The organism is Mesorhizobium sp. M0139, assembly GCF_040322455.1.
In the GTDB taxonomy this organism is placed as follows: Bacteria; Pseudomonadota; Alphaproteobacteria; order Rhizobiales; family Rhizobiaceae; genus Mesorhizobium.
On sequence record NZ_JAMYTN010000005.1, the window covers coordinates 221654 to 246792 of the forward strand.

A 25139-nucleotide genomic window follows, 5' to 3' on the forward strand; every position below is an offset into this window, starting at 1 on the left:
GAGAAAAACGGCATCTTTGCACAGGATGGGAGCCCGCGCAGACCGTCAGAAACAGCCTTCGAACCGCCATGTTCATGTGGGAGGTTAATGGTTGAAAAAGGATTACGGCATAGTTTGCCCGTAACAGTCATCCTTAACGGCCGCCTAAAGAGCCGGACGGGGTGCGAGGCGTCGGCGAAAGTGCTCCCTGACGGAGATTGGAAGCATGGTTTCCCGATTCTACGACCGGACGTTTGTCCGCGTCTTCTTCATGGCGATTGCCCTCATGGGCGCTCTCGCTTTCTCAACCTCTGCGTCGCGGGCACAGGAATACACCGCTCAGGAGATCGTCGATTCCGGTCACAAGTTCTTCGGCGCGACGTCGGGCGGTCTCGCAACCGTCGTCGAGAAGATTTTTGCCTCCTACGGCCTGCCCAATGGCTATCTGCTCGGCGAAGAGGGATCCGGCGCGCTGATCGGGGGCCTGACCTATGGCGAAGGTACGCTCTACACCAAGAATGCCGGCGACCATAAGGTGTTCTGGCAAGGGCCTTCGCTCGGTTGGGATTTCGGCGGCGAGGGATCGCGGGTGATGATGCTCGTCTATAACCTCGACGACGTCAGCAATCTCTACAATCGGTTCGGCGGCGTTGCCGGTTCGGCCTATGTCGTGGCCGGCGTCGGCTTCAACGTGCTGCAGAACAACAGGGTGCTGCTGGTGCCGATCCGCACCGGCGTCGGCGCGCGACTTGGCGTCAATCTCGGCTATCTGAAGCTGACGCAGAGGCCGACCTGGAATCCTTTCTGAGCGATTCCGACCACACTTCGACCCGATCAACAGATTCTGACCCGGTGCAGCTGCGGCAAACCCTTGCCGCAGCGCTGGATTTGCGTCATGCGAACATGGCAAAGTCCAGAGTGGCGGTTGCCGGATAGCGGCCCGCCCGTAACGGGTAGTCACCTTGGTTCAGTCGATCCTGTTCTTCGCCCTCGGCTTTCTGTGCGCAGGCTTTCTGGCGCTGCTGGTCGCGCCGGCCATCTGGCGGCGGGCGGTTGTGCTGACACGCAAGCGTGTCGAGGCGTCGGTGCCGCGAACGCTGGCCGAGATCCAGGCCGACAAGGACAGCTTGCGGGCCGAGTTCGCCATGACGACGCGCCGGCTCGAAATCAGCATCAAGACGCTGCGTGAGCAGGCGAATGAGCAACTCGTCGAAATCAATCGCGGCCGCGAGGCGCTGAAGGGCCTGGCGGTCGAGCGCAAGGACAAGAAGCAGGCGCTTTCGGAGCTCGGGGAAAAAAACGAATTGCTCCTGCATCGCGAGCAGCAGATACAACAGCTGTCTGACAGGCTTGCACAAACAGAGCGCATGATGGAAAAGCGCGCGCTCGAGCTGGAAAAGCTCGAACATATGTACGACGACGCGTCCTTCTCCTCCAGCAATCGTCAGATCGAACTGGTGGCGCGCGAATCCGAGCTGGAAAAACTCGCCAACGACATTTCAGTGCTGCGCGGCCAGCGCAAGGAGGCCGACAAGCGCCATCAGGAAGTCGTCGCCGAAGGCAAGGCCACGCGCGATGCCTTGAAGGCCGAAAAGAAAAGAACCGCCGACCTCGACAGAAAGCTCGAGCGTCTGCTCGCCACGCTTGCCGATCGCGAGGACAAGCTCGATCGCCGCGAAAAGGAACTGGCCCGGCTTCGCGAACGGGTGAAGGGCGAGGCTGCGGGAGGCGCCGCGGCTGCTGGCCTGGTTGGTGCGCAAGACAGTGCCCGCGCCAGGAACGAGGACATCGACAAGACGCTCGCCAAGCTCGAAGGCGACCGAGAGCGGCTCGAAGCCAGGCTGACGACGCTGGCCCGCGAAAACAAGCGGATGAAGGCGGAGCTTGGCGGTTCTGGATCCGCGAAGCCCGGGAATGGCCCCGGCAATGGCAATGATGCCGGTTCTGCCTTGCGCGAACAGATGAACAATCTGGCGGCTGAGGTCGTCCATTTGACGGCCAAGCTCGAAGGACCTGATTCACCGATCGCCAAGGCGCTGGCGGCGCCGCAGGAAACGCGGTCAGGAACCACCAGCCTGGCCGATCGCGTGCGGGCGTTGCAGAAGGCAGATTTGCCGAGCTGAGTTTCAAGCCCCGGCTTGGAATTGCCTGACTACGCCTATCAGGGCGAAAAATGGTGCAGCGCAATGGCTGACGCGGCAGCGACATTCAGGCTGTCGAACCCTTCCGACATCGCGATCCGCACCGTCCGCAGGCGGGCAAGCAGGCTCTCCGGGAGGCCCTCGCCTTCGGTGCCGAGATAGAGCGCCAGTCGTTTCGGTCGCGCGGCATCACGAATGTCAGCCTCACCACGCGGCGACAAAGCGACCTGGCCGAAGCCCAACTCGCCGAGCTTCGCGATGAAAGCTTCAGTGTCGCCGAAGGACGCAAAGGGCACCTTCAACGCGGCGCCGACGGAGACGCGGATCGCCTTGCGATACAGTGGGTCGCAACAGGTGGCGTCGACGAAGACGGCATCGGCGCCGAAGGCGGCGGCATTGCGGAAGATCGATCCGATATTGTCATGGTTGGCGATGCCGATGAGAACGACGATCAACGCTTCGGCAGGCAAGGTGTCGAGCAAGGCCTCGGCGGGCTGTGGCGTGCCCTTGCTGCCGATCGCCAATATACCGCGATGCATGTGGAAGCCGGCGATCCTGTCCATGACGGCGCTTGCCGCAACGTAGACCGGCAGGTCGGCAGGGGCCTTGCGCAGGATGTCGTGGAGCCCGGCCAGCCGGTTTTCGAGGACCAGGACCGACTCCGCAGCAAAGCGTCCGGCTGACAGCAGGACGTCCAGCACCACCTTGCCTTCGGCAACGAACCGGCCATGGCGGCCGGTGAGATCGCGCTCGCGGATGTCGAGATAGGCGGCGACCCGCGGATCGCGCGCGTCGTCGATCTGGATCGGATCCATCAATACCTCGGCCGGCGAAAAATCGTCAGCGAGGTAAGGAGCGATCGGAGCCGCCAGTCAAGCCCTGCAGGTCAAGTCCCGGCGCGGCGCAGACGCGTTGCCATCTGGGACAAGTCGCCTATCCCGAAAATGCCGTCCAGCATGCGCAACAGTTCGCGCACGGCTTCGGACTTGCAGGAATAGTAGATCATCTGCCGGTCGCGGCGGGTCTCGACAAGATCGAGCGCCCTGAGCTTGGCCAGATGTTGCGACAAAGCGGACTGGCTGAGCATCACCTTTTCGGCGATGGCGCCGACCGACATTTCACCGTCGGCCAGATAGCTCATGATCAAGAGCCGCTTTTCGTTGCCCATAAGGGTCAGAAATGTCGCCGCCGATTCGGCATTGGCGATTAGTTTGGTCGAGACCATCGATGCCCCATGTTTTCCTGCTCATCCAAACGCTATGGGGGCAAATAGCGTTGGCTGCTATAATTCAGCTATGGATCACGCTGCTGATTCAGCGTCGTCTGAATCGTAGATCATTTCGCCCAAATCTCAAGACGTGCTTTTGATTCATGACGATTATCCTTGCGTAGCTGGCGCACGACCGGCTTTGGCCATGTCGACCAGAACCGGCCGCAGGTCGCGCGCGGTCTTCAACGGCTGCGGAAAATAGACCCTGCAAACGGTGTCGCCCGATGCCAGGTCCATGCCATCGGCATCGAAGCCGGTCATGGTCCAACCATCACCTTCAACCCTGGCGAAATGATGGGCATAGACGGCGATGGCGTCGAGATGGTCGGCATTCATGTGGTCGAGAGCGGACTGTTCGCTGGCGGCCAGCTCGTCGACGATCGGCCCCTCGGTGATGAGATCGGCACGGTCGAGCAGGTAGGCCTTGCCGAAGCCGCCATTCAGGCTGGCGCGCTCCGGCTCGAGGCGAAAGATCGAGAAATCGCCGAGCTCGGCATAGAGCTTTGCCTTGGGATTGCGGTTGAGATAGCGCCGCTCGGCCCGGGCATGCGCGCTCGACCCGCGTTCCAGCGGCTGCGCCCGGCAGACCAGCGTTATCCTGGGATGCGCCAGCGGATCGCCCTTGCCGGGTTCGCCGACAAGCAGCGAGCAGCGCGGCTCGGCAAGCATGGCGCCGGTATGGGCTGACAGCGCCGAGACAAGGATCAGCGGCGTGCCATCGATGTCGGTGGCGACTCCGACCCTGGAGGCCAGCGGTGCGCCGGTCGACGGCTCGATCACCGCGAGGGCGCCGAAACGGGCGCTGCGGATCAGCGTTGCGGCCAGCCTGATCGCCTCGGCGTCCGTCGCGCGAATGACGTCCTTCTTCGGCTGGTCCAAAATGCTCACCAGGTAAGTTGATTTTCTAAATCCAGTTACTGGCCAATCATGCCGGCTTTGACAAGCGCTTTGATCTCGGCTGTCGAAAAGCCGAAGCGCGCCAGCACAGTCTGGGGCAGCTGACCGTCATCTTCAGACATGCCGGCAAGCGCCGGCTGCGAGGCCGAGAAGCGTGGCGCGGGCGCGGGGCGCTCGAGCGCACCGGCCTTCACAAATGCGTGACGCGCCCGGTTGTGCGGATGATCCCTGGCTTCGGCCAGCGACAGAACCGGCGCCACGCAGGCATCGCTTGCGGCAAACAGCGCGTCCCAGTCGTCGCGTGTCTTCTGCCGGAACCGGTCGGCAATGGCCGCGCGCATGTCCGGCCACAACGCCTCGTCGTATTGGCCGCGGACAAAATCCTCGCCGAGCGGCAGCAGCCTTGCGAAGGCGGCGAAGAAGCGCGGCTCAAGGCAGCCGACCGCAACGTGGCGTGCGTCCGCCGTCTCATAGGTGTCGTAGAAGGGCGCACCGGAATCGAGCAGGTTGGCGCCGCGCCGGTCGCTCCACAGACCTGCCGACATGAAGGCGTGTATGGGGGCCGCCAGCATCGAAGCGCCCTCGACCATCGCCGCGTCGATCACCTGGCCTTTGCCAGAGCGCGAGCGCTCGAACAGCGCTGCAAGCACCCCGGCGATCAGCATCATGGCGCCGCCGCCATTGTCGGCGATCAGATTCAGCGGCGGCACCGGCCGGCCTTCCTCCCGGCCGATGGCGTGCAACACACCGGAATAGGCGAGGTAGGTGATGTCGTGGCCGGCGCGACCTGCGAGCGGCCCGTCCTGGCCGAAGCCGGTCATGCGGCCGTAAATCAGCGCCGGATTACGCGCCAATGCAGCATCCGGGCCGAGACCAAGCCGCTCCATCACACCGGGGCGAAAGCCTTCGACAAACAGATCGGCCTTTTCGACAAGGCGCAGCAGCAGTTCCGTTCCTTTGGCCTGCTTGAGGTCGACGCGCAGGATGGAGCGGCCGTGACGGTCGAGATTGTACGCATCGGAGAGCGGCAGCAGGGGTTGGTCCGAACCGGTGCGCTCGATGCGCAGCACCTCGGCGCCCATCTCTGACAACATCAGCCCGGCCAGAGGCACCGGGCCGAGCCCAGCCATCTCGATGACTTTCAGGCCCGCCAGCGGACCGGTCTTCACTGCGCCGGCCGCCATGGCCGTCTATTTCGGCGCCATGCGGATTGCCCCATCGAGGCGGATGGTTTCGCCGTTGAGCATCTGGTTTTCGACGATATGCAGGGCGAGCGCGGCATATTCGGACGGCTCGCCGAGGCGGGACGGGAAGGGCACGGCCGCGCCGAGCGAATCCTGCACCTCCTGCGGCATGCCGGCCATCATTGGCGTCTTGAAGATGCCGGGCGCGATGGTGCAGACGCGAATGCCGGAGCGCGCCAGGTCGCGGGCAACCGGCAGCGTCATGCCGACGACGCCGCCCTTGGATGCGGCATAGGCGGCCTGGCCGATCTGGCCATCATAAGCGGCCACCGACGCGGTGTTGACGATGACGCCGCGCTCGCCGCCCTGCAGCGGTTCGAGTTTGGCGGCACGGTCGGCGACGAGTCGGATCATGTTGAAGGTGCCGATCAAATTGATCTCGATCACCTTGCGGTACTGGTCGAGCGGATGTGGACCATCCTTGCCGATCGTCTTCACGCCGATGGCAATGCCCGCGCAATTGACCAGGATGCGCGCTGGCCCAAGTCTCTTTTCCACCTCGGCGACCGCGGCCGCACCGCTGTCGGCGCTGCTCACATCGCACTGGATGGCGGCGCCGCCAATGTCGCCCGCCACCTTCGATGCCCGGTCGATGCCGACATCGAAAATGGCGACGCGCGCGCCCTTGTCGGCCAGCGCGCGGGCGGTTGCCTCGCCGAGGCCGGAGCCGCCGCCGGTTATGATCGCAATCTGGCCGTTCGGGTTCATGCTGCGTGCTCCGTGCTGTTCCGGTCATGCTACGGAGGTCGCCGCCATGGTGCAACCTGACCAATGCAACCTGACCAATGGGGATCCATCGCGACCGGTGCCGCGACCGATCCTGGAGCTCAGGCCATCATTGGTGCCTGCTCCGCGATCCTGGCAAGGCTGGCATGGCCGACCTCGCCGGAGAGCCGCGCCACGGCACCGGGCACGATCTCGTGCGACAGCAGCCGGTCGAGGTCGACCGGGCGCGGCATGGAGATCTGGCCGCGGGGGATCTTTCTGAAGCCGAGCGGGCCGTAATAAGGCTCGTCGCCGACAAGGATCACCGCCGGCGCGCCGGCCTTGGCGGCCGCCTCCAGCGCGATCGCCACGAGCCGGCGGCCGATACCGAGATTCTTGAAGGCGGGCCGCACGGCGAGCGGCCCGAGCATCAGCGCGCGTCCGGCGCCGGCGGCGATGCGGGTCATGCGCACCGAAGCAACGATGATGTCGCCATTCATGGCGACAAAGGATAGCGAGCGCTCGTGGCCGCCGGTCTCGCGAATCTTGTAGGCGGCCAGCACGAAACGGCCGGGGCCAAAGGCTTCGTCGTTGATGGCTTCGATTTCGGGATCATGCGCCGGAGTTTCCGGCAGGTATTTCACGTCGGCAAGGCTCATGGTCTTCGCGGTCCGATAAAGAGGAAAGGTTGCTGCAAGCGGCAGCGTTCGCCAGTCAGCGCTTTCTAAGCGCGGGCGCCCTTTCGTCGTCGGTCAAACCGGATCAAGCCAAGATCGAACATGCGGAGTGTCCGCTAGCATCAATTTCCGGCGGCTGCAATCGGCTGTTTTCATCCGGCGTTTCATACGAGTGACGCTCTGTTCAGCAGATGACGGCTTCGACATTGCCGCCTTGCGACTACATTGGCCAAGGCACGCAAGGAGATTTCGTATGGGATTGCTGGTCGAAGGCAAATGGCAGGACCGTCCGGCCAATGTCGATAGCAGCGGCAGGTTCATCCGCGCCGAGACGCAGTGGCGTGACTGGATCACGCGCGACGGCGCGTCGGCGCAAGGTCGTACGCGCGGCTTCAAGGCCGAGCCCGGACGCTACCATCTTTATGTCTCGCTCGCCTGTCCGTGGGCGCACCGCACGCTGATCTTTCGCGCGCTGAAGAAGCTAGAAGACATCATCCCGGTTTCAGTCGTGCATCATTTCCTCGGTGCTGAGGGCTGGACGTTTTTGGCCGAGGATGGCGCCACCGGCGACACGCTCTACGGCCTCGACTTCCTGCACCAAATCTACACCAAGGCCGATCCAGCCTATTCGGGCCGGGTTTCGGTGCCGGTGCTGTGGGACAAGAAGGAAGAGACCATCGTCTCCAACGAATCCGCCGAAATCATCCGCATGCTCAATTCGGCCTTCGACGAGTGGGGCGATGCCGCTCTCGATTCCTATCCGCCAGGCCTGCGCGGCGAGATCGACAAGGTCAATGCGCTGGTCTTTCCCGCCGTCAACAACGGCGTCTACCGCGCCGGCTTTGCCACCACGCAAGCGGCCTATGAAGAGGCGTTCGGCGAGCTGTTCGCGGCGCTCGACACGCTGGAGGGCCGACTGTCAAAACAGCGCTATCTCACTGGCGAGCGTGTCACCGAGGCCGATTGGCGGCTGTTCACCACGCTGGTGCGTTTCGACCCGGTCTATTTCAGCCATTTCAAATGCAATCTGCGCCGTATAGCCGACTATCCGAACCTTTCGAACTATCTGCGTGACCTCTACCAGGTGCCTGGTATCGCCGGCACGGTGAACCTGCACCACATCAAAATGCACTATTACGGCAGCCACGAGAGCATCAACCCGACGCGCATCGTGCCGGTCGGGCCTGGGCTCGACTATGGCGCGCCGCACGACCGGGCGCGGTTCAGGCAGGCGGCGTGAGCATCGGATTGACAGCCTACCAGTACGGCGATACCGGCTGGCCTTCAAAAACCTCGGCAAGCCGCCGCAGCGTCGCCGGCGTCGTGCCATGCGGCAAGCGGTCGAGCGGAAAGAAGCCTGCTTCGGCGATCTCGTGGTCCGGCAGTTTCGGCGCGGTCTGGTTGAAGGTTTCGATGAGATAGAGGCCGACATGGTCGCGGCGGCTGGAGCGGCGGTTGAAATGCATCGATTTCAGCACCGGCTGGGCTGTCAGCGCGATGTTGCCTTCCTCGGCCAGTTCGCGCACCAGCGCCTCACCGAGCGTCTCGCCGACTTCGACGCCCCCGCCCGGCAATTGCCAGCCGGGAACGTAGGTGTGGCGGATGAGGAAGACGGTGTTCGAGGCGTGATCGTGGATCAGGCCGCGCACGCCCAGCGTCATCGGCCGCCGCAGAAGGAAATAGAGATGGAACAGCCTTGCCCTGAGGCCTGCCCAGCCGGTCTGGCGAAACGCCTGCTCCGGGTCCGATATAGCCATGACTAGCGAAACCGTGGATGGGCAGGAAACAGTGAGTGGAAAGCGGGGAGCGCGTCGCCTATGAAGGAAGGATGTTCAGGCTCGCGCATATTTCCGATGTCCATCTGGGGCCGCTTCCCGGTGTAACCTATCGCGAACTCGCGTCCAAGCGCGTCGTCGGCTACGTCAACTGGCAGCGCAACCGCCGCCGCCATATGCACGATGCCGTCATCGACACCATCGTCGCCGACATGAAGGCGAGTACACCCGACCACCTCACCGTTACCGGCGATCTGGTCAATCTGGCGCTCGACGGCGAGATCGAGATGGCCAAGCACTGGCTTGAGACGCTGGGTTCGCCGGAGGATGTCTCGGTGGTGCCGGGCAACCACGACGCCTATGTGCCGGGCGCCTTCGACAAGGTCTGCCGCTCCTGGGCGGCGTGGATGAGCGGCGACGGCGTGACTGCGCCGATCGACCGCAACGCTTTTCCCTATCTGCGCGTACGCGGCAATGTCGCGCTGATCGGCGTTTCGACGGCGCGCGCCACGGCGCCGTTCATGGCCAACGGCTTCTTCCTCGAAGGTCAGGCGCAAAGGCTGGCGACAGTGCTCGACGCAACGAACAAACGCGGCCTGTTGCGGGTGATCATGATCCATCATCCGCCGGTGCGCGGCGCCGTCGCCCAGCAAAAGCGCCTGTTCGGCATCTCCCGCTTCCACAAGACCGTTCATAGGCATGGCGCCGAACTCGTGCTGCACGGCCATTCGCATCTGCCGTCGCTGTTCTTCATCGGCGGGCGCGGCGCCAGGATTCCGGTCGTCGGCGTCGCCGCCGCCGGGCAGTCGCCAGGCAGCAAGAACCCGGCGGCGCAGTACAATCTGCTCGATATTGACGGGGAGAAGGGCAATTGGCTGATTCGCCTGACGCGGCGCGGCCTGACCGGGCCGGCCTTGCCGCCATCGGACCTGCAGGTCATTGAACTCGGCGCGCAGACACCGAGGCCTCCAGATCGTTGATCAGAAGCTGATCTTCATCGCCATCAGGCGATCCCAAAACAGCGCGGCCGCCACCGCCAGGCCAACAAGCGCGCCGGCGGCGACCAAGCCGAGACCGGAAAGGAACGTCGACCACCCCCTGCGGGGCACGGCTGCTTGCAAGGGCGGCTCAGCTTCCGGCACGGCGGCGCGTTTCAGGTCGGCGACGGCCGGCTCGACACCGCCCTCCATCATGCGCTGGCGCTCGACGATACGCTCAGCCACATAGCGCGTGACCTGATCGGCGACCGGTTTCATATCGGTCGATTCGGCGAGCACGACGCGGCCGATGCGGGTATCCCTGAGAAAGCGGTAGGTGCGGCGGTCGCGCCCCATGGCGACATGGCTGACGGCGTCGATCCACAGGCGGGGCTGCAGGCCGGAGGAGACGACGAAGTCGAAATTGTCCATGTCGGCGGGCACGTCGGCAAAGACCGGGGCGAGCTCGGCGGCGAGCAGATCAAGCCGCATCCGGTGTGCCTCGCGCATATCGACCACGACATCGTCGCGATCGGCGAAGGCATTTTTCACATCGCGAACGGCGTCGGACAGTTTGCGGGAGGTGTCGATGGGGGTGATGTTTTCGCCAGTGTCCTTCATCGGCGTCGCCTCGCTGATATGGTTAATTGCGAGTTAACACAGGCGGCGGCAAAATGCACTGGCGAGATGCGGGGCGCAAGTAAGTTAGCTCGCCGCGGCCTCGAATGCCGGACGCAGGCGCCTGCCGCGGCGTGCCATGTTTCGGCGCACGGCCTGGGCGACCACATCAGGCACTTCCTCGACCAGCATATGGCCGGCATCGAGCACGTGATGAATATGAAAATGCGCCGGCAGACAATCAGCCTGGGTAAAGGGCAGCACCGGATCGTCCGTTCCCCAAACCACCATCACCGGCATGTCGAGCGTGTCCAGCTGTTCGCGGGGGATGACGCCCTGCCGCTCGTTCCTGGTCATGACGGCTGATATCTCAACCAGCTTGCGCAACTGGCCGGGGCGACGGCGTACGTCCGCCAGGACGCCGACGATGCGTTCGGGCGGCGGGCTTTGCGGTCCCGACATGGCGGCAAGGCAGGCGCGGATTTCCCGTCTGTCGGCGGCCGCGGCGTAGCGGCGCAACAGCGGTCCGTTGATCTCGGGGCCAACACCGCCCGGCGCCAGAAGCATCAGCGAGCCTATCCTTTCAGGCTCGGCAAGCGCCATCAGGGAGGCGACCGCGCCGCCCAGCGAATGACCGGCGACATGCACCCTTGCTATCCCGCGTGCGGCGATATCGGCGAGAACCGCTCGCGCCGCTGTTTTGGCCGGGCCGCTGCCAGGAAATTCGAGAGACAGTCCGTGTCCCGGAAGATCGTAGGCCAAGGTCCTGACATCGGGCCCTAGCGACGCGGTCACCTCGCGCCAGATATCATGGCAACCACCGAAGCCATGCAGCAGGACGACCGTCTTCGGCCCGGCGCCACGCTCGGCAACATAGAGGGATGAGACCATGAAAATGTGCGATTATTGCAAGACCGGAGAGGAAATTCGAATCGAGGCTGGATTGCTCCCAGTCCTGACCGATGGCCAGTAAAGTTTTCGCGATCCGGAAAGACTAGCTGGCGTTGCCGAGGCCCGCGGCGCGCAGCGCCTCAACCAGCCGGTCGGTCAGATCGGCGGGATATTTGCGCTCGGCGAAGGCCGCGCGCGGATCGGCGGCGAATTTCGGGAATTTGGTGGTCAGCTCATCCAGAAGCTTGGCTGCCAGCTGTTCGCGGCCGGCAGCCTTGGCGCCGATCAGCCGCGCCGCCAGATAATGCGATTTCATCGCCGTCGTGCGCAGCGACTCGCTGGCTATCGCGGCCTTGTTCATGTCGCCCAGCATGAATTGCCCGGCGAAGAGCCCAAAATCCCACCATGTCGGATGGCCGCTGAACGTCTCGACGGCATGGGTCAGGATGGGTGTTCCCTCGGCATATTTGCCGGCAAAGATCAGGCCATAGCCGTAAGCGGCAGCCATGCCGAGGTCGTAGGGGTTGAGCTCATAGGCCTTGCGCATCCAGCGGATCGATTCCTCGGTGTTGCCGAGGCGCGAATTGAGGTAGCCATAGGCGCGGTGCGCATAGGGGCTGGTCGGTCCCATCTGGATGGCGCGATGGGCGAAAGACATTGCCTGTTCGACCGTCGCGCCAGGCGGATAGGCGTAATGATCGGTGGCGGCCTCAAGGGTCAGGGAGGCCAGTTCCGAATAGACCAAGGACGATTTCGCACCCTGGCCGGCGAGCTTGTCCAGGCAGCGATAGGCAGCCTCGTGCGTCCTGGTGCTCTGGTCGAGATAGTATCTGTCGTTGAGGATCAGGCAGCTCGTCAGCCCGGTCTGAATGCCGTTCTGTTCGATGTAGCTGTAGAGCGGGCCGGAGGCGGGAATGGTCGAGCTGAGGATGGCGGCGATACGATCCTCGACGGTGCCAGGTGCGCTGTCGGCGGCCGTCAGACTGCGGGACAAAAGCACGCGGCCGGTCGCCACGCTCTGCAGTTCGAGCGTCACGTCACCTGCCATTGGTCCCGGCAGGACATCGAAAACGAAGCTGGTCGGGTCGGTGCTTGGGTCGCGCTTGCTGTCGGCGTCGCGGCCGATGAAGTCGATGGTGTCGAAACCGGCAAGGCCGGCGCGCAGCGAAGCGGCGACGCGGCCGGCCTCGGGGCCGGTGGCCTTCACGGCGATGTAGACGAGGGGCAGGGCCTCCATCGACGGCGATGCGATGCTGCTCGTTACGCCAGCGGTCTCGACCACCGAGGTCGGATCACTGCTGGCAAGCAATGCGCCGCTGCCCTGGCGCAGGATGAGCACGCCCAGCATGAGGATGACCAGCGTCATGGCGACCCAGAAGAACTGGAGATGGCGCGCCAGCGAAGGCCCAGGTTCTGTAACCCCCGCGGCCGTCGCGCCAGCGGGAACGGCGTCAAGAGCCGTCTGGTCGGGCGATCCGGGCAAGGCGGCTACCGCCGCCGCAAGCGGCTCCTGCCCAACCGGCAGGCGTATGGCGTTGAGCTCATAGGACGGCACGTAGCCGCCGCGCGGAATGGCAATGCGAACCGGTTCGGCTATGCCTTCATTGGCGAAATAATGCTGGAGAAGTTCGCGTAGCCGGCCTGCCTGCACCCGGACAACGGCGTCGGTCGACGAATCGAAATCGCCGTCCTTGCCGAAGACGTCCATGGCGATGGAGAAACCCTTGAGCCTGTCGGCTTCGCCGGCCTGCTCGCGCTCAACAAGATAGCGCAGCAACTTGCGCGCGCGCTCGGAACGTCCGAACGTTTCGCTGGCGAGCAGTCGCTCCAGTGTCTCGCGCACTGCGGGGGCGGCAGGCGTGGCATGCTGCAAGTGTCGATCCTCTCGAAGTCGGCACAGGTTGAGGCGCAATCATATAGAGCCTGCACTTCCATACAAGCATGCTTATGTTATGCGATCGCGTAACACACCGGATAGTTGCCGGTGGTTGACACAAAAGACCGGAATTTCCCTCGGCAAATGGGGGATTTCCGGGCGCCGCGGACATTCGGCGCCCGGGAAAATATCAGCCGGCCTTGCGGCCGATTATCCGGTTGGCGGCCGAAACAACGGCTTCCAGCGAGGCGGCGACGATGTTGGTGTTGATGCCGGCGCCGAACAGCTTGCCGCCGGGATATTCCATCTCGACATAGGAAATCGCCGAGGCGTTCGAGCCGCGCTGGAGCGAATGTTCGGAATAATCAAGCACCGACATGTCGACGCCAACATGACGCGACAGCGCATCGACGAAGCCGTCGATCGGGCCGGTGCCGGAGCCGGCGATTGTCGTCTCCTTGCCGTTGTCGAGGATCACCGCCTCGACCACGCGCCGGCCCTTTTTCTCGGTATCGGGATAGGTGTGATGGTCGAGGAACTTCAGTCGTGCGCCGGGCTGGTCGACATAGGTTTCGATAAAGCGGTCATGGATGCGTTTTGCCGGCACTTCCTTGCCTTCGGCGTCGGTGATCGCCTGGATCTCCTGGCTGAACTCGATCTGCAGGTTGCGCGGCAGATTGAGGCCGTAATCGGCCTGCAGCACATAGGCGATGCCGCCTTTGCCCGACTGCGAGTTGATGCGGATGATCGCCTCGTAGCTGCGTCCGACATCGGCCGGATCGATCGGCAGATAGGGCACTTCCCAGACCGGCGTGTTGGCCTTCTTCAAGGCCTTCATGCCCTTGTTGATGGCGTCCTGGTGCGAGCCGGAAAAGGCGGTGTAGACGAGTTCGCCGACATAGGGATGGCGCTCGGAGATCTTCAGCTGGTTGGAATATTCGTAGACGTCCTTCATCCGGTTGATGTCGGAGCAATCCAGATGGGGATCGACGCCTTGCGTGTACATGTTGAGCGCCAGCGTCACGATGTCGACATTTCCGGTGCGCTCGCCATTGCCGAACAGCGTGCCTTCGACGCGGTCCGCACCCGCCATCAGGCCGAGCTCGGTGGTGGCGATGCCGGTGCCGCGATCGTTGTGGGGGTGCAGCGAGATCAGCAGGTTCTCGCGGTCGTCCAGGTTGCGGCACATCCATTCGATCCGGTCGGCATAGATGTTGGGCGTCGACATCTCGACCGTCGACGGCAGGTTGATGATCAGTCTGTTGTCGGCTGTCGGCTTCACGATCTCGGTGACGGCGTTGCATATCTCCAGCGCGACTTCGAGCTCGGTGCCGGTAAAGCTTTCGGGCGAATATTCGAAGCGATAACCGCCGCCGGCCTTGGCCGCCATGTCGGTGATCATCTTGGCCGCGTCGGTGGCGATGCGCTTGATACCGCCGACATCCTTCTCGAAGACGACGCGACGCTGCAACTCGCTGGTCGAATTGTAGAAATGCACGATCGGGTTGGTGGCGCCCTTCAGAGATTCGAAGGTGCGGGTGATGAGTTCGGGACGGCACTGCACCAGCACCTGTAGCGAAACATCAGCCGGCACATTGCCTTCCTCGATGCACCAGCGGGCGAAATCGAAATCGGTCTGCGAGGCCGAGGGGAAACCGATCTCGATCTCCTTGAAACCCATGTCGAGCAGCAGGGCGAACATGCGCGCCTTGCGCTCGTGACCCATCGGATCGATCAGCGCCTGGTTGCCGTCGCGCAAATCGACCGAGCACCAGACCGGTGCCTTGTCGATGACCTTGTTGGGCCAGGTGCGGTCGGTGAGACCGACCGTCGGATAGGGCTGGTATTTTCGGGCCGCGCCCGGCATGTGGCCGGCCGCGCGTTTTACGCTTTCGGCTTCGCCGGCGCGGATGTCTTCTCGTGCGTCCATCGTCTTGTTCTCCCGGCGGCTCGCGGATCGGTCTTCGGACGGATTCCAGGGCGAGCAGCGCCTTATCAGATTTTCGTTCGCTTGATGTGAATTGCCAATTTCTGAACTGGCCAAGGAGCGTGCGCGTAAGCGGCGGTTCGACCGCCGGGCGCTCCTTCAGCGAACCCGGCGATCGCCGATAAGGCCGAGAAGAAGCAGGGTCGATGCCAGCGCGCGCACCGTCTCGCCGGCAAAGCCGGTCGGACGGGAAGCGACGGAGGAGACGCGCGTGTTCATGGCGGGTTCATACAGGAGCCGCCATGGACAGGCAAGTGGGCTGCCATTCCACCACTCGCGAGCACTCTTCCCCATGCGCGGCAAATGCGCCAGACTTGCGTGTAGCCGAGGCCGCAATGCTTCGCCGTCGGAGGGGTCATCCGTGAATTTTGTTTTCTTCTCGCCGCATTTTCCCGCCAACGGCGCCGATTTCTGCGACCGGCTGAAGAAGGCCGGCGCCACGGTGCTGGGCATTGGCGATGCGCCTTATGAGGCGCTGGACGGCAAGCTGAAGGTGGCCCTGTCGGAATATTACCGCATCGCCGACATGGAGGACTACGATCCTGTGTTCCGGGCGATGGGTCATTTCATCCACAAATGGGGCCGGATCGAGCGCTTCGAGTCGCTCAACGAGCATTGGCTGGAGTTGGAAGCCAACATCCGCACCGACTTCAACATCTACGGAACCAAGCTCGATTTCGTGAAGAATTTGAAGCGCAAGAGCCGCATGCGTGCATTCTTTCGCAAGAGCGGCGTCGACACCATCGCCCAGCGCAAATGCTCCGACCGGGCCGGTGCCATGACCTTCATCCGCCGCGTCGGCTATCCCGTGGTGGTGAAGCCCGATTCCGGTTCCGGCGCCTCGAACACCTTCAAGATTTCCAACGCCAGGGAACTTGACCAGTTCTTCAGAGACAAGCCCGAGGACGTGACCTTCGTCATGGAGCAGTTCATCGAGGGGCTGGTGGTGACCTTCGATGGGCTGGTCAACCGTGACGGCGAGGTGGTGCTGGCGGCCAGCCACCGCTACGACCAGAGCATCATGGAAGTGGTCAACAAGGACCGCCACATGAGCTACACCTGCTTTCCCAAGGTCCGACCGGCGATCGAAGAGGCCGGCCGCAAGATCCTCAAGGCGTTCGACGTGCGCGAGCGCTTCTTCCACATCGAGCTGTTCGAAACCAAGGACGACCGCGTCATCGCGCTTGAGGTCAACATGCGGCCGCCCGGCGCCTGGATGACCGATGCGATCAACTACACGTTCGACATCGACGTCTACGCGGCCTGGGCCGACATGGTGGTGAAGGATGCCGCCGGTGGTCCTTATGAGGGCAAGTATTTCACCGTCTACGCGAGCCGCAAGCAGCACCTGCACTATTTGCACAGCCATGAGGACGTGCTAGCCGCGCATCGCGACAAGATCGTCCATCATCAGCCGATAGAAAAGGTTTTCAGCCGCGCTATGGGAAATTACGCCTACCAGATGCGCTCGAAGGACGAGAGAGAGCTGCGCGCGGCCGTCGCCTACATCCACGCGGAAAAGGCTTAGACGCGATGGACATCTCCTATCACAAGGGTTTCTCCGGCAATCTCGGCCGCGACATGGAATACAAGCGCTACGGCCATGCCGGCCGGCCGGTGGTGGTGTTCCCGACGTCGCAGGGGCGGTTCTACCAGTTCGAGGATTCCGGGGGGGTTGGAGCGCTGGCCGAATTCATCGATACCGGCCGCATCCAGCTGTTTGCGGCCGACGGCATCGATTCGGAATCGTTCTTCAACAAGCATGCCGGCGCCGCGCACCGCATCGGCCGCCATGAGGCTTATTTCCGATATGTGCGCGAGGAGGCGCTGCCGGAGTTTCTGGCGACCGCTGAGCAAGCCAATGGCGGGCGCAAATTAAAGCCGCTGTTCACCGGCTGTTCGATGGGCGGTTATCATTCCACGAATTTCGTCTTTCGCTTTCCCGAACTCGCCAGCGGCGTCATCGCGCTGTCGGGCGTCTATTCGGCGGGCGACTTCTTCGGCAAGGCGCTGGAAGGCGATATCTTCTACAATTCGCCGCTCGACTATCTGCCCGGCATCGTAGACCCAAAACTGCTTGCCCGGCTGAAGGCGCTGAGGATGATCTTCTGCTGCGGGCAGGGCGCCTGGGAAGAGCGGATGCTGGTCGAGACGCGCAGGCTGGAACAGATCCTGCGCGACAAATCCATTCCCGCCTGGGTCGACTATTGGGGCGGCGATGTCAGTCATGACTGGCCATGGTGGCACAAGCAACTGGTCTATTTCTTCGGCCGCTGGCTGGATGACGATCTGATGCACCGGCTCGATTGATGACCACACCCGAGCCCATCCGCCGCTTTATCGAGGCCACAAATGCGGGTGATAGCGAAGCCTTTCTCGACACGTTCACAGCCGACGCGTCCCTGACCGACTGGGGGCGGTCCTTCCAAGGCCGCCAGCAGATCGCGCGCTGGAACCAGTCGGACAATATCGGCGTGAAGTCCAATCTTCGCATTGTCCGCATCGCCGAGGTCGAGGGCAGCTACCGCGTCCACATTGCGGTGAAAGGCAATGGCTTCAACGGCGAGGGTGACATGACCTTCGTGCTGGACGGCCACCGCATAGCGAGCCTCGTCATCTCCTGACGCGGCTCAGCTACCCTTCCTGGCAAACCGGCAGAGCAATGGTCTCGTGTTCCACCGCCGATCCACGGCGCAAGCCGAGAAAGACGACAAGGGCGGTGACGATGGTGATTGCCGCCAGCACGATCAGCAGCCTGTCGAACGCGATCTCATAGGCCTGGACCAGGACCGTGGCTCCGGCACCCGGCAAGCGGGCTGCCGCTTCGCCGATGTTGCCGGTCACCAGCAGCTGCGCGGCGGCGGTTGCATCCAGGGAAGACGCCGTTCCCTGAGCCGCCAGTTGGGCTGCCGTGAAACCCGACAGGACTGCCATGACGATCGCCAGCGCCACGCCTTCGCAAGCGACGCGGGTGGTGTTGAAGATGCCGACCGCCATGCCGGCACGCTCTTTCGGCACGACGCCGACGGCAAGTCCGTCCATCAGCCCCCAGGGCAAGGCGATGCCGACGCCGATGAGGATCAGCGGCGCCACCAGCGCTGCGACGACAGGCGGTGTCAGGCTCAGCCAGACAAGGCCGCCGGCGGCCACAAGCAGGCCGACACCGCAGATCGTTGCCGGAGCGATCCAGCGCGCTACCTGGCCGGCGAGCAGTGGCAGGATCAACAGCGGTCCCGACAGGCAGATCATCAACTGCCCCGCCTTGATCTCGCTCATCCCCTCGATGCCGATGAAGCGGATAGGCAACAGCACCAGCAGGACGACGAAGCCATAGGCGGGAGCGGCCGCCAGGAACTGGACGCCGACGAAGCGGGGAAAGCGGAACAGCGAGAGATCGAGCATCGGCCGGCGCACGCGCCGCTCGACGACGACGAAAGCGGCAAAGCAAAGGGCGGCCGCCACGAGAAGCCCGATCACCAGGGGATCGGTCCAGCCGCTCTGCGGCGCTTGCAGCACGCCGTAGGTCAGCGATGCCAGCGCGATCGTAAAGGTGCCGGCTCCCGCCCAGTCGAGGCCGGTCGCATCCGGATCGCGCGATTCCCTGATGGTGCGCAGGCCGAGCAAAGCGGCTGCAATCGCGAGCACTGCCACCAAGACGAAGATCGATCGCCAGCCGAAAGCATCTATGAGCAGGCCCGACGCGATCGGCCCAAAAGCGAGGCCGATGCCGAAACTGGTGCCGAGGAAGGAGAAGGCGCGCAGCCGCAATGGCCCATCGAATTCCTGGGCAAGAGCGGAGGCGCCGCCGGCAAAGGCGGCGGCACTGCCGAGCCCTTGCGCAGCCCTGAGCACATCGAACCAGACGATATCAGGGGCAAACATCGATCCCAGCGATGCCAGCACATAGGTGGCGAGGCCAACAAGGAAGAGCCGCTTGCGGCCATGATTGTCGGCCAGCGCGCCTGATGCCATCAAGGTGGCGGCGAAGGTCAGCATGAAGGCGTTGGTCACCCAGTTGAGCGCGATCGGGCTGCCGCCGAGGTCGGCCGCAATGCGGGAAAGCGCGACGGCCGGGCCGGTGAAGGTCAAGGGCATTGTCATGGCGGCAAGGCATACCGACAACAGGACAAGCCATGGCGCGACCGCGCCGTTTGTGGTCTTCGAGGTCATGGATTTCCTATCTGAACCAGGATCCGCCGGCCTGCCGCAAGCTTGCTGCGCCGGTCGTAACGGGAAGATAGGCTCGCGACACTTCGAGAAAAATAGTGTTAAATCTCCAGATATACCGGACTGAAACGCTCGAATGGAGAGATGCGATGGAACGCCTCAATGGGCTCCTGGCCTTTGCCCGCACGGCTGAGTTCGGCAGCTTCATCGCTGCGGGCCGCACGCTCGGCATCTCGGCATCGGCCGTCGGCAAGAGCGTCGCCAGGCTCGAGCAGGATCTCGGCGTCAGGTTGCTTCAGCGCAGCACGCGCCGCATCGGCCTGACCGAAGAGGGCAAGCTGTTCAACGAGCGGGTGCGGCGCATCCTCGACGACATCGACGATGCCGAGGCGATGCTGTCGCGGAGCCGCGAAACACCGCATGGGCGGCTGCGCGTTTCGACGCCGATCGTGACCTATCATTTGCTGTTCCCGGTGCTGTCCGAGTTCATGGCGCGCTATCCCGAAATCGAACTCGACATCGACTTTAACGACCGCATCGTCGACCTCATCGACGAAGGCGTCGACATCGCGATCCGCAGCGGCGACCTGCCGGATTCGCGCCTGGTGGCGCGGCCGCTTGCACCCTTCCGGCTGCTGTTGTGTGCGGCACCCTCCTATATCGAGCAGCACGGCAACCCGAGCCGCCCGGACGATCTCGTGAACCATTACGGCATCCGCTTCCGCTTTCCCAACAGCGGCAAGCTGCAAGGCTGGCCGTTCATCGGCGGCAGCGCCGAGCCGCAGGTCCGCTCGATGCTGACCTGCAACAACACGGAGGCGCTGAAGGGCGCCACGATGGCCGGGCTCGGCATCAGCTCGATGCCCGATTTCCTGGTCCGCGAGGCGCTGCGTGACGGCCTGCTGCGCACGGTGCTGGACGATCATGTCGACGGCCGCGGCCAGTTCCGGTTGCTTTGGCCGTCCAATCGCCATTTGTCGCCAAAGGTTCGCGCCTTCGTCGACTTTCTTCCCGACCGGCTTGCCGCGACGCTGAGCGGCTCTTGAATTAGTCCTTCGCGGCCGACAGCGACGGCGACAGCAAGGAACAGCGGCGCTTCTCAGTAGGTGGCGCGGCCGCCGGAGAGATCGAACGTTGCGCCGGTGGTGAAGGAATTTTCGTCCGATAGCATGAAGGCGATCATCGCAGCCGCCTCTTCGACTTCGACGAACCGGCCTCGCGGCACCTTGCCCAGCATGTAGGCGACCTGGGCCTCAGTGAGCTGTTCGAGGATGCGGGTGCGGGCGGGCGATGGGGTCAGCGCGTTGACGGCGATGTCGTGGCCAGCCAACTCCTTACCGAGCGATTTTGTCAGCGCGAGCACGCCGGCCTTGGCGGCGGAATAGGCGGCGGCATTCGGATTGCCTTCCTTGCCTGCGACCGAGGCGATGTTGACGATGCGGCCGTAGCTGCGCGCGATCATGCCGGGCACCAGGCGCTTGCAGCAGTAGAAGACGCCGTTGAGGTCGATGTCGATTATCTGGCGCCAGGCGGCAGGATCATAATCCGCCACCGTCGCTGCCGGTCCGGCGATGCCGGCATTGTTTACCAGCAGATCGACCGGACCAAGCGAGCGCTCGGTTTCGGTCGCGGCGCTGTCGACGGCCTCCATCAGCGATTGATCGCACAGCAAACCCTCGACCCGGCCGAGCGGGGCGAGTTCGGAAACGGCCTTCGCCATGGCGGTCTCGTCCACATCCCAGATGGCGACGCTGGCACCCGATGACAGCAGTCGCCGGGCGACGGCAAGGCCGATGCCTTGCGCGCCGCCGGTCACCACGGCGACCCGGCCTGAGAGATCGACGGCATTCACACGACGTTTCATGGGCACTTTTCCTCTTCCCTGGATATTTGAATCTCAGTCCCTGACGGCTCTCGCCACCAGCCGCGCTATGCTCGGCCCGGCGATGAGCACGACCAGGAAGCGGGTCGACTGCAAGGCCATGACGAAGGATATGTCGACGTTCTGCGCGGCGGCGGCAATGATGGCGACGCTGTCCATGCCGCCGGGGCTGGTCGCGAGATAGGCGGTCAGCGGATCGATACCAAGGACGTGGCTGATCAGCCAGGCTAGCCCGCCGCAAAAGGCGATCAGCACGACGATAGAGCCGACGATCTGCGGCAGCGCCCGTGTCGCATGACGCAGGATCGCCCGGGTAAAATTCAGCCCTATCGACCAGCCGACCATCGCATAGGAGAGCGCCAGCAGCCATGGCGGCAATTGCATCGCCACGCCGAAGCCGAGATGGACGATGGTGCCGATGATGAAGGTGCCGAGGAAGAAGGGTGACGGCAGCCGGCACAACCGGCCGAGCAGGCCGCCGACCAGCGCCACGCCGAGCGTGGCGGCAAAGGCTGCCGGTTCGATCGGCGGGAACCAGACGATGGCTGGTACCTCGATGCCGGAAGTGTCGACCCACATCTTGGCGACGAGTGCTGCCGTCATCGAGACGAAGATGACGCGCAGATACTGCATGAAGGCGACGAGGCGCTGATCGGCGCCGAAGGCACCGGCCATCAGCACCATGGCAGTGGCAGCACCCGGCGACGAGCCCCAGACCGCGGTGGTGCCGGGCAGGATGCGCCAGCGGCTGATCAACCAGCCAAGCAGGCTGGACGCCGCAAGGGTCGCCAGCACCACGACAAGGACCAGCGGCCATTCCTTGTAGAACACCGAAAAAATGTCGGTGGAGATCGACGCCGCGACCAGACAGCCGACCAAGGCCTGGGCGGCGGCGAACAGCGGCCGCGGCACGCGCACCGTGGCGCCATTGGTGCCGGCAAGGATCGCCGCCAGCATCGGGCCGATCAGCAGCGCCGCCGGCAGTGCGGCGTATTCCAGCGCGCCGGCGAACAGCAGCGAGACGATCAGCAGCACCAGCCACTGCCGAACCGGACGCATGCGCGCCATGCGTTCGACGGCCGGTTGGTCTGGCGAAGAGTCCATGTTTGGGTCTTAGACCTGGAAGAGAAAAATGCGAACGCTGTCTCGGACGAAATTCACGACCCCGACCCCGCGTTGGGATGTCACTCGTTCTTGATGGCGGGCAGGCCGAAACCGCCGGCCGGATGGGTCTCGACCTGGAATTCGAAGCCGGCGATGATCGGCCGGGCCTTGGCGATCGCTGCCTGGACCTCCGGCAGCTGCAGCGAAGCCTTGTGGCTTGCGGCGTCGGTCCACACTTCGGTCACCCAGATCGCGTCGGCATCGGCCGGGTCGCGGGCGATGACATAACTCAGGCAACCCGGCATGGCGCCGGTCGAGGCGAGCAGCACATCCATGATCGCGTCGCGCTGGCCGCGCGCCGCCCGCATCTTTCCGATCAATCCGTACATTGCCTCTCCCCTTTCTTCCAACCTCAGCAAACGTGCGCACGACATGCATGGTTGCGAGACGCAGTATGCAATTGCCGGCTCACGGCATCAACTGGCCACCGTTCACCTCGATGACCTGACCGGTGATGTAGCCGCTCAAAAGATCGGAGGACAGAAACAGATAAGCGCCGACGCAGTCTTCGGCCGTGCCGGCACGCCCTTGAGGAATGGTGGCGACCATGCCCTTCATCTGCTCGTCGGTGGAATAGCGCTCATGGAAGGGTGTCGCGATGGTGCCCGGCGCCACCGCGTTGACGCGGATGCCGAAGCCGATCAGTTCCTTGGCCATGCCGCGCGTCACATTGGAGACAAAGGCCTTGGCCGAACCGTACAGCCCGGCGCCGCCGCCAGCGCCATTGCGCGCCGCGATCGACGAGGTGTTGACGATGAAGCCGCCCTGCTTCTTCAGCCATGGCATCGCCTTGCGCGACGCCGTCAGCACCGAGCGGGCGTTGAGATCCATCACCGCGTCGTAATGCGCCTCGGTCTGCTCGGCATAAGGTACACGGCCAAGCATGCCGCCGGCATTGTTGACCAGCCCGTCGAGCCGGCCGAAATGTTGCGCGCTCTCCTCGACTACCCGCTCGACATCGGCGGCCTGTGAGAAGTCGCCCTGTGTCAGGAACACCTCACCGCCGCCGTCGCGGATGGTCTTGGCCAGCGTTTCGGCCGCTTCGCGGCTCGAATTGTAGTGCAGGGCGACCCGGCATTTCTGGCCGGCGTAGGCCAGTGCAAGGGCGGCACCGATGCCGGTCGAAGCGCCGGTGACCAGCACCGCCTTGCCGGCAAGATCGGGGATGACGAGGGTGGTCGCGGTCATGAGCACTTTCCTTCGGGCTGTTTGGCCACCCTTCGTAGGCTCTCATGGCCTTCACGTTCAAGCCCGTGGCGGCTCAGGGCCGGAGATAGGCGTAGCCCTGGCGCTGCAGTTCGGCGAGCTTGACGACGCCGCCCTTGTCGGCGGCGTGGAAGCCCTCGAGCAGGTCGGCAAGCGTGATCTCCATGCCTTGCATGGTGTTGCCGCAGGCATGCGGCTCAAGGCCCTGCTGGACAAGGCCGGCAAAGCGTCCCGAGATCGCCGCCGATATGCCTTTCGACTTGAAGCCGGCGAGGGCCGGACCATGCACGACCAACACGATGTCGACATTGCCGCCGGTGCCTTCATAGTGGTTCTTGATGTTGCCGAGCACGAAGTTGACCTTATCGAGGTCGCTGAGGTGATAGGCGACCTTCGGTCTGTCTTCAGCGGCGGCGGCCCGGCTCAGCCCGAACAGGCCGGCGGCACCGGCAAGGCTGGCCCGGAACATGTCGCGTCGACGCATGGCATCCTCTCGGCTTGGCGCTCCCCGCAAATTGCGTGGCTGCGGCCATGATACTAGCATAAATTCACGTTACGTCCTGTCGATGCGAGGAGGGGGTCACATGGCGTTCAGGAAGTGGAAGGTTGTTGCCAGCGCTGGATTTGGCGCCGTGCTGCTCGGCGCGCTTGCGGGTTCGGCCGCGGCCGACGATGTGCTTAAATTACCCGAACTCAGCCCGAATGGCGCCGATGCCTGTTTCGGCCGCGTCTATGATGCGGCGCACCTCAAGGCGCATCCAAAGCAGAAGGTGGCGCGGATCGTCTTCCTCTATGGCCATGATCCGGTGAGCCATCCGAACGAGGAGCCGATGGCAAACGCCGACACCTCCTACAACGGTTTTCTCACCACCGTGGTGCGCGGCGCCAAGGCGCCGCAATGGGCCGGCGGCTGGTGCAATCACGAGTCCGAGGACGGCAAGTCAGGTCCGATCCGCTGCGGCATGGACTGCGACCGCACCATGGCGTCGCTGAAGCTCGACGACAAAGGCCGCCTGATCCTCACCGACGTCTCGTCCGATCTCTATCTCGACGCCGGATCGGAAGACGAACTGGGCGAAGCCGAATATGACCGGCAGGCTCTGGGCTCGGAGGACAATAATTTCCGCCTCGACCCGATGCCGGCCGCAACCTGCCAGGCTGAATTCGCCAAGATCGACCCGATCGATCCGGCGCTTGGGGCTCCCTTGCGCGAGCGACTGAAGCCGGACCAGCCTTTCTGTTTCGGGCGAGACTACGATGCCGCGCATCTCTCCTCGCATCCCGACCAGGTGACGCAGTCGATCCGGGTCTTCCGCGGGCCGGTCGAACTCGCCTCCTTTGCCTCAGGCGATGTCGCCAACTGGCCCGACGGCTCCGATGTCGCCGTTTCGGTGACCACCAGGAAGAACGGGACGAAGGTCACGCAGACCTATTCCTGCCAGGGTGAAGCGGATCAATGGCGCTGCGCGGCCAGTTCGAAGATGAGCAACTTTTCCTGCGATATCGCGCAAAAGGAAATCTTCCTCAAGCGCGGCGCCAACGGCACCCTCATGCTGGCCAACCCCAATAGCAGCCTGGCGATTGTCGATCTGTGCTCGGCGGATGGCAAGACCAAGTCCGATGACAAGGTCTACCGGTTGGAGGCTATGCCGCAGTCGGCCTGCACTCGTTGAGTTCGATCTT

General features: G+C 63.7%; 26 protein-coding genes. 9 read left to right on the top strand and 17 right to left on the bottom strand.

What is annotated here, in order from left to right:
* Positions 1–250 precede the first annotated feature (250 nt).
* Together NKJ58_RS10460 and NKJ58_RS10465 are read left to right on the top strand one after the other, a co-directional pair.
* The gene (locus tag NKJ58_RS10460) at positions 251–787 is read left to right on the top strand and encodes a DUF1134 domain-containing protein (protein ID WP_245259859.1); all 537 of its coding nucleotides are present in this window, start codon (positions 251–253) and stop codon (positions 785–787) included.
* 154 nt (positions 788–941) lie between these two features.
* Positions 942–2102 carry a coiled-coil domain-containing protein gene (locus NKJ58_RS10465; protein ID WP_352518328.1) on the top strand — a complete coding sequence of 387 codons (1161 nt, stop codon included), beginning with the start codon at positions 942–944 and terminating at the stop codon, positions 2100–2102.
* Positions 2103–2140: 38 nt separating this feature from the next.
* Here NKJ58_RS10465 and NKJ58_RS10470 read toward each other — a convergent pair whose 3' ends face one another.
* From NKJ58_RS10470 to NKJ58_RS10495, 6 genes are all read right to left on the bottom strand, one after another.
* The gene (locus NKJ58_RS10470; RefSeq protein ID WP_023737770.1) at positions 2141–2935 is read right to left on the bottom strand and encodes a TrmH family RNA methyltransferase; all 795 of its coding nucleotides are present in this window, start codon (positions 2933–2935) and stop codon (positions 2141–2143) included.
* 71 nt (positions 2936–3006) lie between these two features.
* A complete protein-coding gene (locus tag NKJ58_RS10475; RefSeq protein WP_023669951.1) occupies positions 3007–3345 on the bottom strand; it encodes an ArsR/SmtB family transcription factor in 339 nt (112 codons plus the stop codon).
* A 153-nt stretch (positions 3346–3498) separates the two neighbouring features.
* Positions 3499–4269, bottom strand: a complete 771-nt coding sequence (locus tag NKJ58_RS10480; RefSeq protein ID WP_352518419.1) for a HugZ family pyridoxamine 5'-phosphate oxidase — start codon at positions 4267–4269, stop codon at positions 3499–3501.
* Between the two features lie 35 nt (positions 4270–4304).
* On the bottom strand, positions 4305–5471 hold the full coding sequence (locus NKJ58_RS10485; RefSeq protein WP_352518326.1) for a CaiB/BaiF CoA transferase family protein: 1167 nt from the start codon (positions 5469–5471) through the stop codon (positions 4305–4307).
* 6 nt (positions 5472–5477) lie between these two features.
* Positions 5478–6239 carry a 3-hydroxyacyl-CoA dehydrogenase gene (locus tag NKJ58_RS10490; protein WP_352518324.1) on the bottom strand — a complete coding sequence of 254 codons (762 nt, stop codon included), beginning with the start codon at positions 6237–6239 and terminating at the stop codon, positions 5478–5480.
* 119 nt (positions 6240–6358) lie between these two features.
* Entirely contained in the window at positions 6359–6895 is a 537-nt protein-coding gene (locus NKJ58_RS10495; protein ID WP_352853079.1) for a GNAT family N-acetyltransferase, read from the bottom strand.
* A gap of 271 nt (positions 6896–7166) precedes the next feature.
* Between NKJ58_RS10495 and NKJ58_RS10500 the strand changes: the two genes are divergently transcribed.
* On the top strand, positions 7167–8153 hold the full coding sequence (locus NKJ58_RS10500) for a glutathione S-transferase family protein (RefSeq protein WP_352518323.1): 987 nt from the start codon (positions 7167–7169) through the stop codon (positions 8151–8153).
* A gap of 16 nt (positions 8154–8169) precedes the next feature.
* Here the strand turns inward: NKJ58_RS10500 and NKJ58_RS10505 are convergent, their stop codons facing one another.
* The gene (locus NKJ58_RS10505; protein WP_352518322.1) at positions 8170–8670 is read right to left on the bottom strand and encodes an NUDIX domain-containing protein; all 501 of its coding nucleotides are present in this window, start codon (positions 8668–8670) and stop codon (positions 8170–8172) included.
* A gap of 71 nt (positions 8671–8741) precedes the next feature.
* Here NKJ58_RS10505 and NKJ58_RS10510 point away from each other — a divergent pair, with 71 nt between their 5' ends.
* Positions 8742–9668, top strand: a complete 927-nt coding sequence (locus NKJ58_RS10510) for a metallophosphoesterase family protein (protein ID WP_023683636.1) — start codon at positions 8742–8744, stop codon at positions 9666–9668.
* On the opposite strand, the gene NKJ58_RS10515 is transcribed toward NKJ58_RS10510, so the two are convergent.
* From NKJ58_RS10515 to leuA, 4 genes are all read right to left on the bottom strand, one after another.
* On the bottom strand, positions 9669–10286 hold the full coding sequence (locus NKJ58_RS10515; protein WP_023733389.1) for a hypothetical protein: 618 nt from the start codon (positions 10284–10286) through the stop codon (positions 9669–9671).
* 84 nt (positions 10287–10370) lie between these two features.
* Positions 10371–11174, bottom strand: coding sequence for an alpha/beta fold hydrolase (locus NKJ58_RS10520; RefSeq protein ID WP_352518321.1), 804 nt, complete (start codon positions 11172–11174; stop codon positions 10371–10373).
* Between the two features lie 103 nt (positions 11175–11277).
* Positions 11278–13047, bottom strand: a complete 1770-nt coding sequence (locus tag NKJ58_RS10525; protein ID WP_023737772.1) for a tetratricopeptide repeat protein — start codon at positions 13045–13047, stop codon at positions 11278–11280.
* Positions 13048–13240: 193 nt separating this feature from the next.
* On the bottom strand, positions 13241–14917 hold the full coding sequence (gene leuA, locus NKJ58_RS10530) for a 2-isopropylmalate synthase (RefSeq protein ID WP_023683640.1): 1677 nt from the start codon (positions 14915–14917) through the stop codon (positions 13241–13243).
* A gap of 481 nt (positions 14918–15398) precedes the next feature.
* Between leuA and NKJ58_RS10535 the strand changes: the two genes are divergently transcribed.
* From NKJ58_RS10535 to NKJ58_RS10545, 3 genes are read left to right on the top strand one after another with little or no spacing between them, the layout of a single operon-like run.
* Entirely contained in the window at positions 15399–16565 is a 1167-nt protein-coding gene (locus tag NKJ58_RS10535) for an ATP-grasp domain-containing protein (RefSeq protein ID WP_352518319.1), read from the top strand.
* 5 nt (positions 16566–16570) lie between these two features.
* Positions 16571–17347, top strand: coding sequence for an esterase family protein (locus tag NKJ58_RS10540; protein WP_352518318.1), 777 nt, complete (start codon positions 16571–16573; stop codon positions 17345–17347).
* On the top strand, positions 17347–17661 hold the full coding sequence (locus NKJ58_RS10545; protein WP_352518317.1) for a nuclear transport factor 2 family protein: 315 nt from the start codon (positions 17347–17349) through the stop codon (positions 17659–17661). Before NKJ58_RS10540 ends, NKJ58_RS10545 begins: the two co-directional genes overlap by 1 nt.
* A gap of 10 nt (positions 17662–17671) precedes the next feature.
* On the opposite strand, the gene NKJ58_RS10550 is transcribed toward NKJ58_RS10545, so the two are convergent.
* Complete coding sequence (locus NKJ58_RS10550) at positions 17672–19207, bottom strand: MFS transporter (protein ID WP_023686183.1); 1536 nt, start codon at positions 19205–19207, stop codon at positions 17672–17674.
* 146 nt (positions 19208–19353) lie between these two features.
* Here NKJ58_RS10550 and NKJ58_RS10555 point away from each other — a divergent pair, with 146 nt between their 5' ends.
* A complete protein-coding gene (locus NKJ58_RS10555) occupies positions 19354–20250 on the top strand; it encodes a LysR family transcriptional regulator (protein ID WP_023669967.1) in 897 nt (298 codons plus the stop codon).
* Between the two features lie 53 nt (positions 20251–20303).
* Here the strand turns inward: NKJ58_RS10555 and NKJ58_RS10560 are convergent, their stop codons facing one another.
* From NKJ58_RS10560 to NKJ58_RS10580, 5 genes are all read right to left on the bottom strand, one after another.
* Complete coding sequence (locus NKJ58_RS10560; RefSeq protein WP_023669968.1) at positions 20304–21056, bottom strand: SDR family NAD(P)-dependent oxidoreductase; 753 nt, start codon at positions 21054–21056, stop codon at positions 20304–20306.
* A gap of 45 nt (positions 21057–21101) precedes the next feature.
* Positions 21102–22190: an AbrB family transcriptional regulator gene (locus NKJ58_RS10565; RefSeq protein WP_023711109.1), complete on the bottom strand. Its 1089-nt coding sequence runs from the start codon at positions 22188–22190 to the stop codon at positions 21102–21104.
* Positions 22191–22270: 80 nt separating this feature from the next.
* Complete coding sequence (locus tag NKJ58_RS10570) at positions 22271–22579, bottom strand: putative quinol monooxygenase (RefSeq protein ID WP_023691624.1); 309 nt, start codon at positions 22577–22579, stop codon at positions 22271–22273.
* 79 nt (positions 22580–22658) lie between these two features.
* Positions 22659–23438: an SDR family NAD(P)-dependent oxidoreductase gene (locus NKJ58_RS10575; RefSeq protein ID WP_352560633.1), complete on the bottom strand. Its 780-nt coding sequence runs from the start codon at positions 23436–23438 to the stop codon at positions 22659–22661.
* Between the two features lie 73 nt (positions 23439–23511).
* A complete protein-coding gene (locus tag NKJ58_RS10580; RefSeq protein WP_023686179.1) occupies positions 23512–23940 on the bottom strand; it encodes a DsrE family protein in 429 nt (142 codons plus the stop codon).
* A gap of 100 nt (positions 23941–24040) precedes the next feature.
* Between NKJ58_RS10580 and NKJ58_RS10585 the strand changes: the two genes are divergently transcribed.
* The gene (locus NKJ58_RS10585; protein ID WP_352853083.1) at positions 24041–25129 is read left to right on the top strand and encodes a hypothetical protein; all 1089 of its coding nucleotides are present in this window, start codon (positions 24041–24043) and stop codon (positions 25127–25129) included.
* Positions 25130–25139 lie beyond the last annotated feature (10 nt).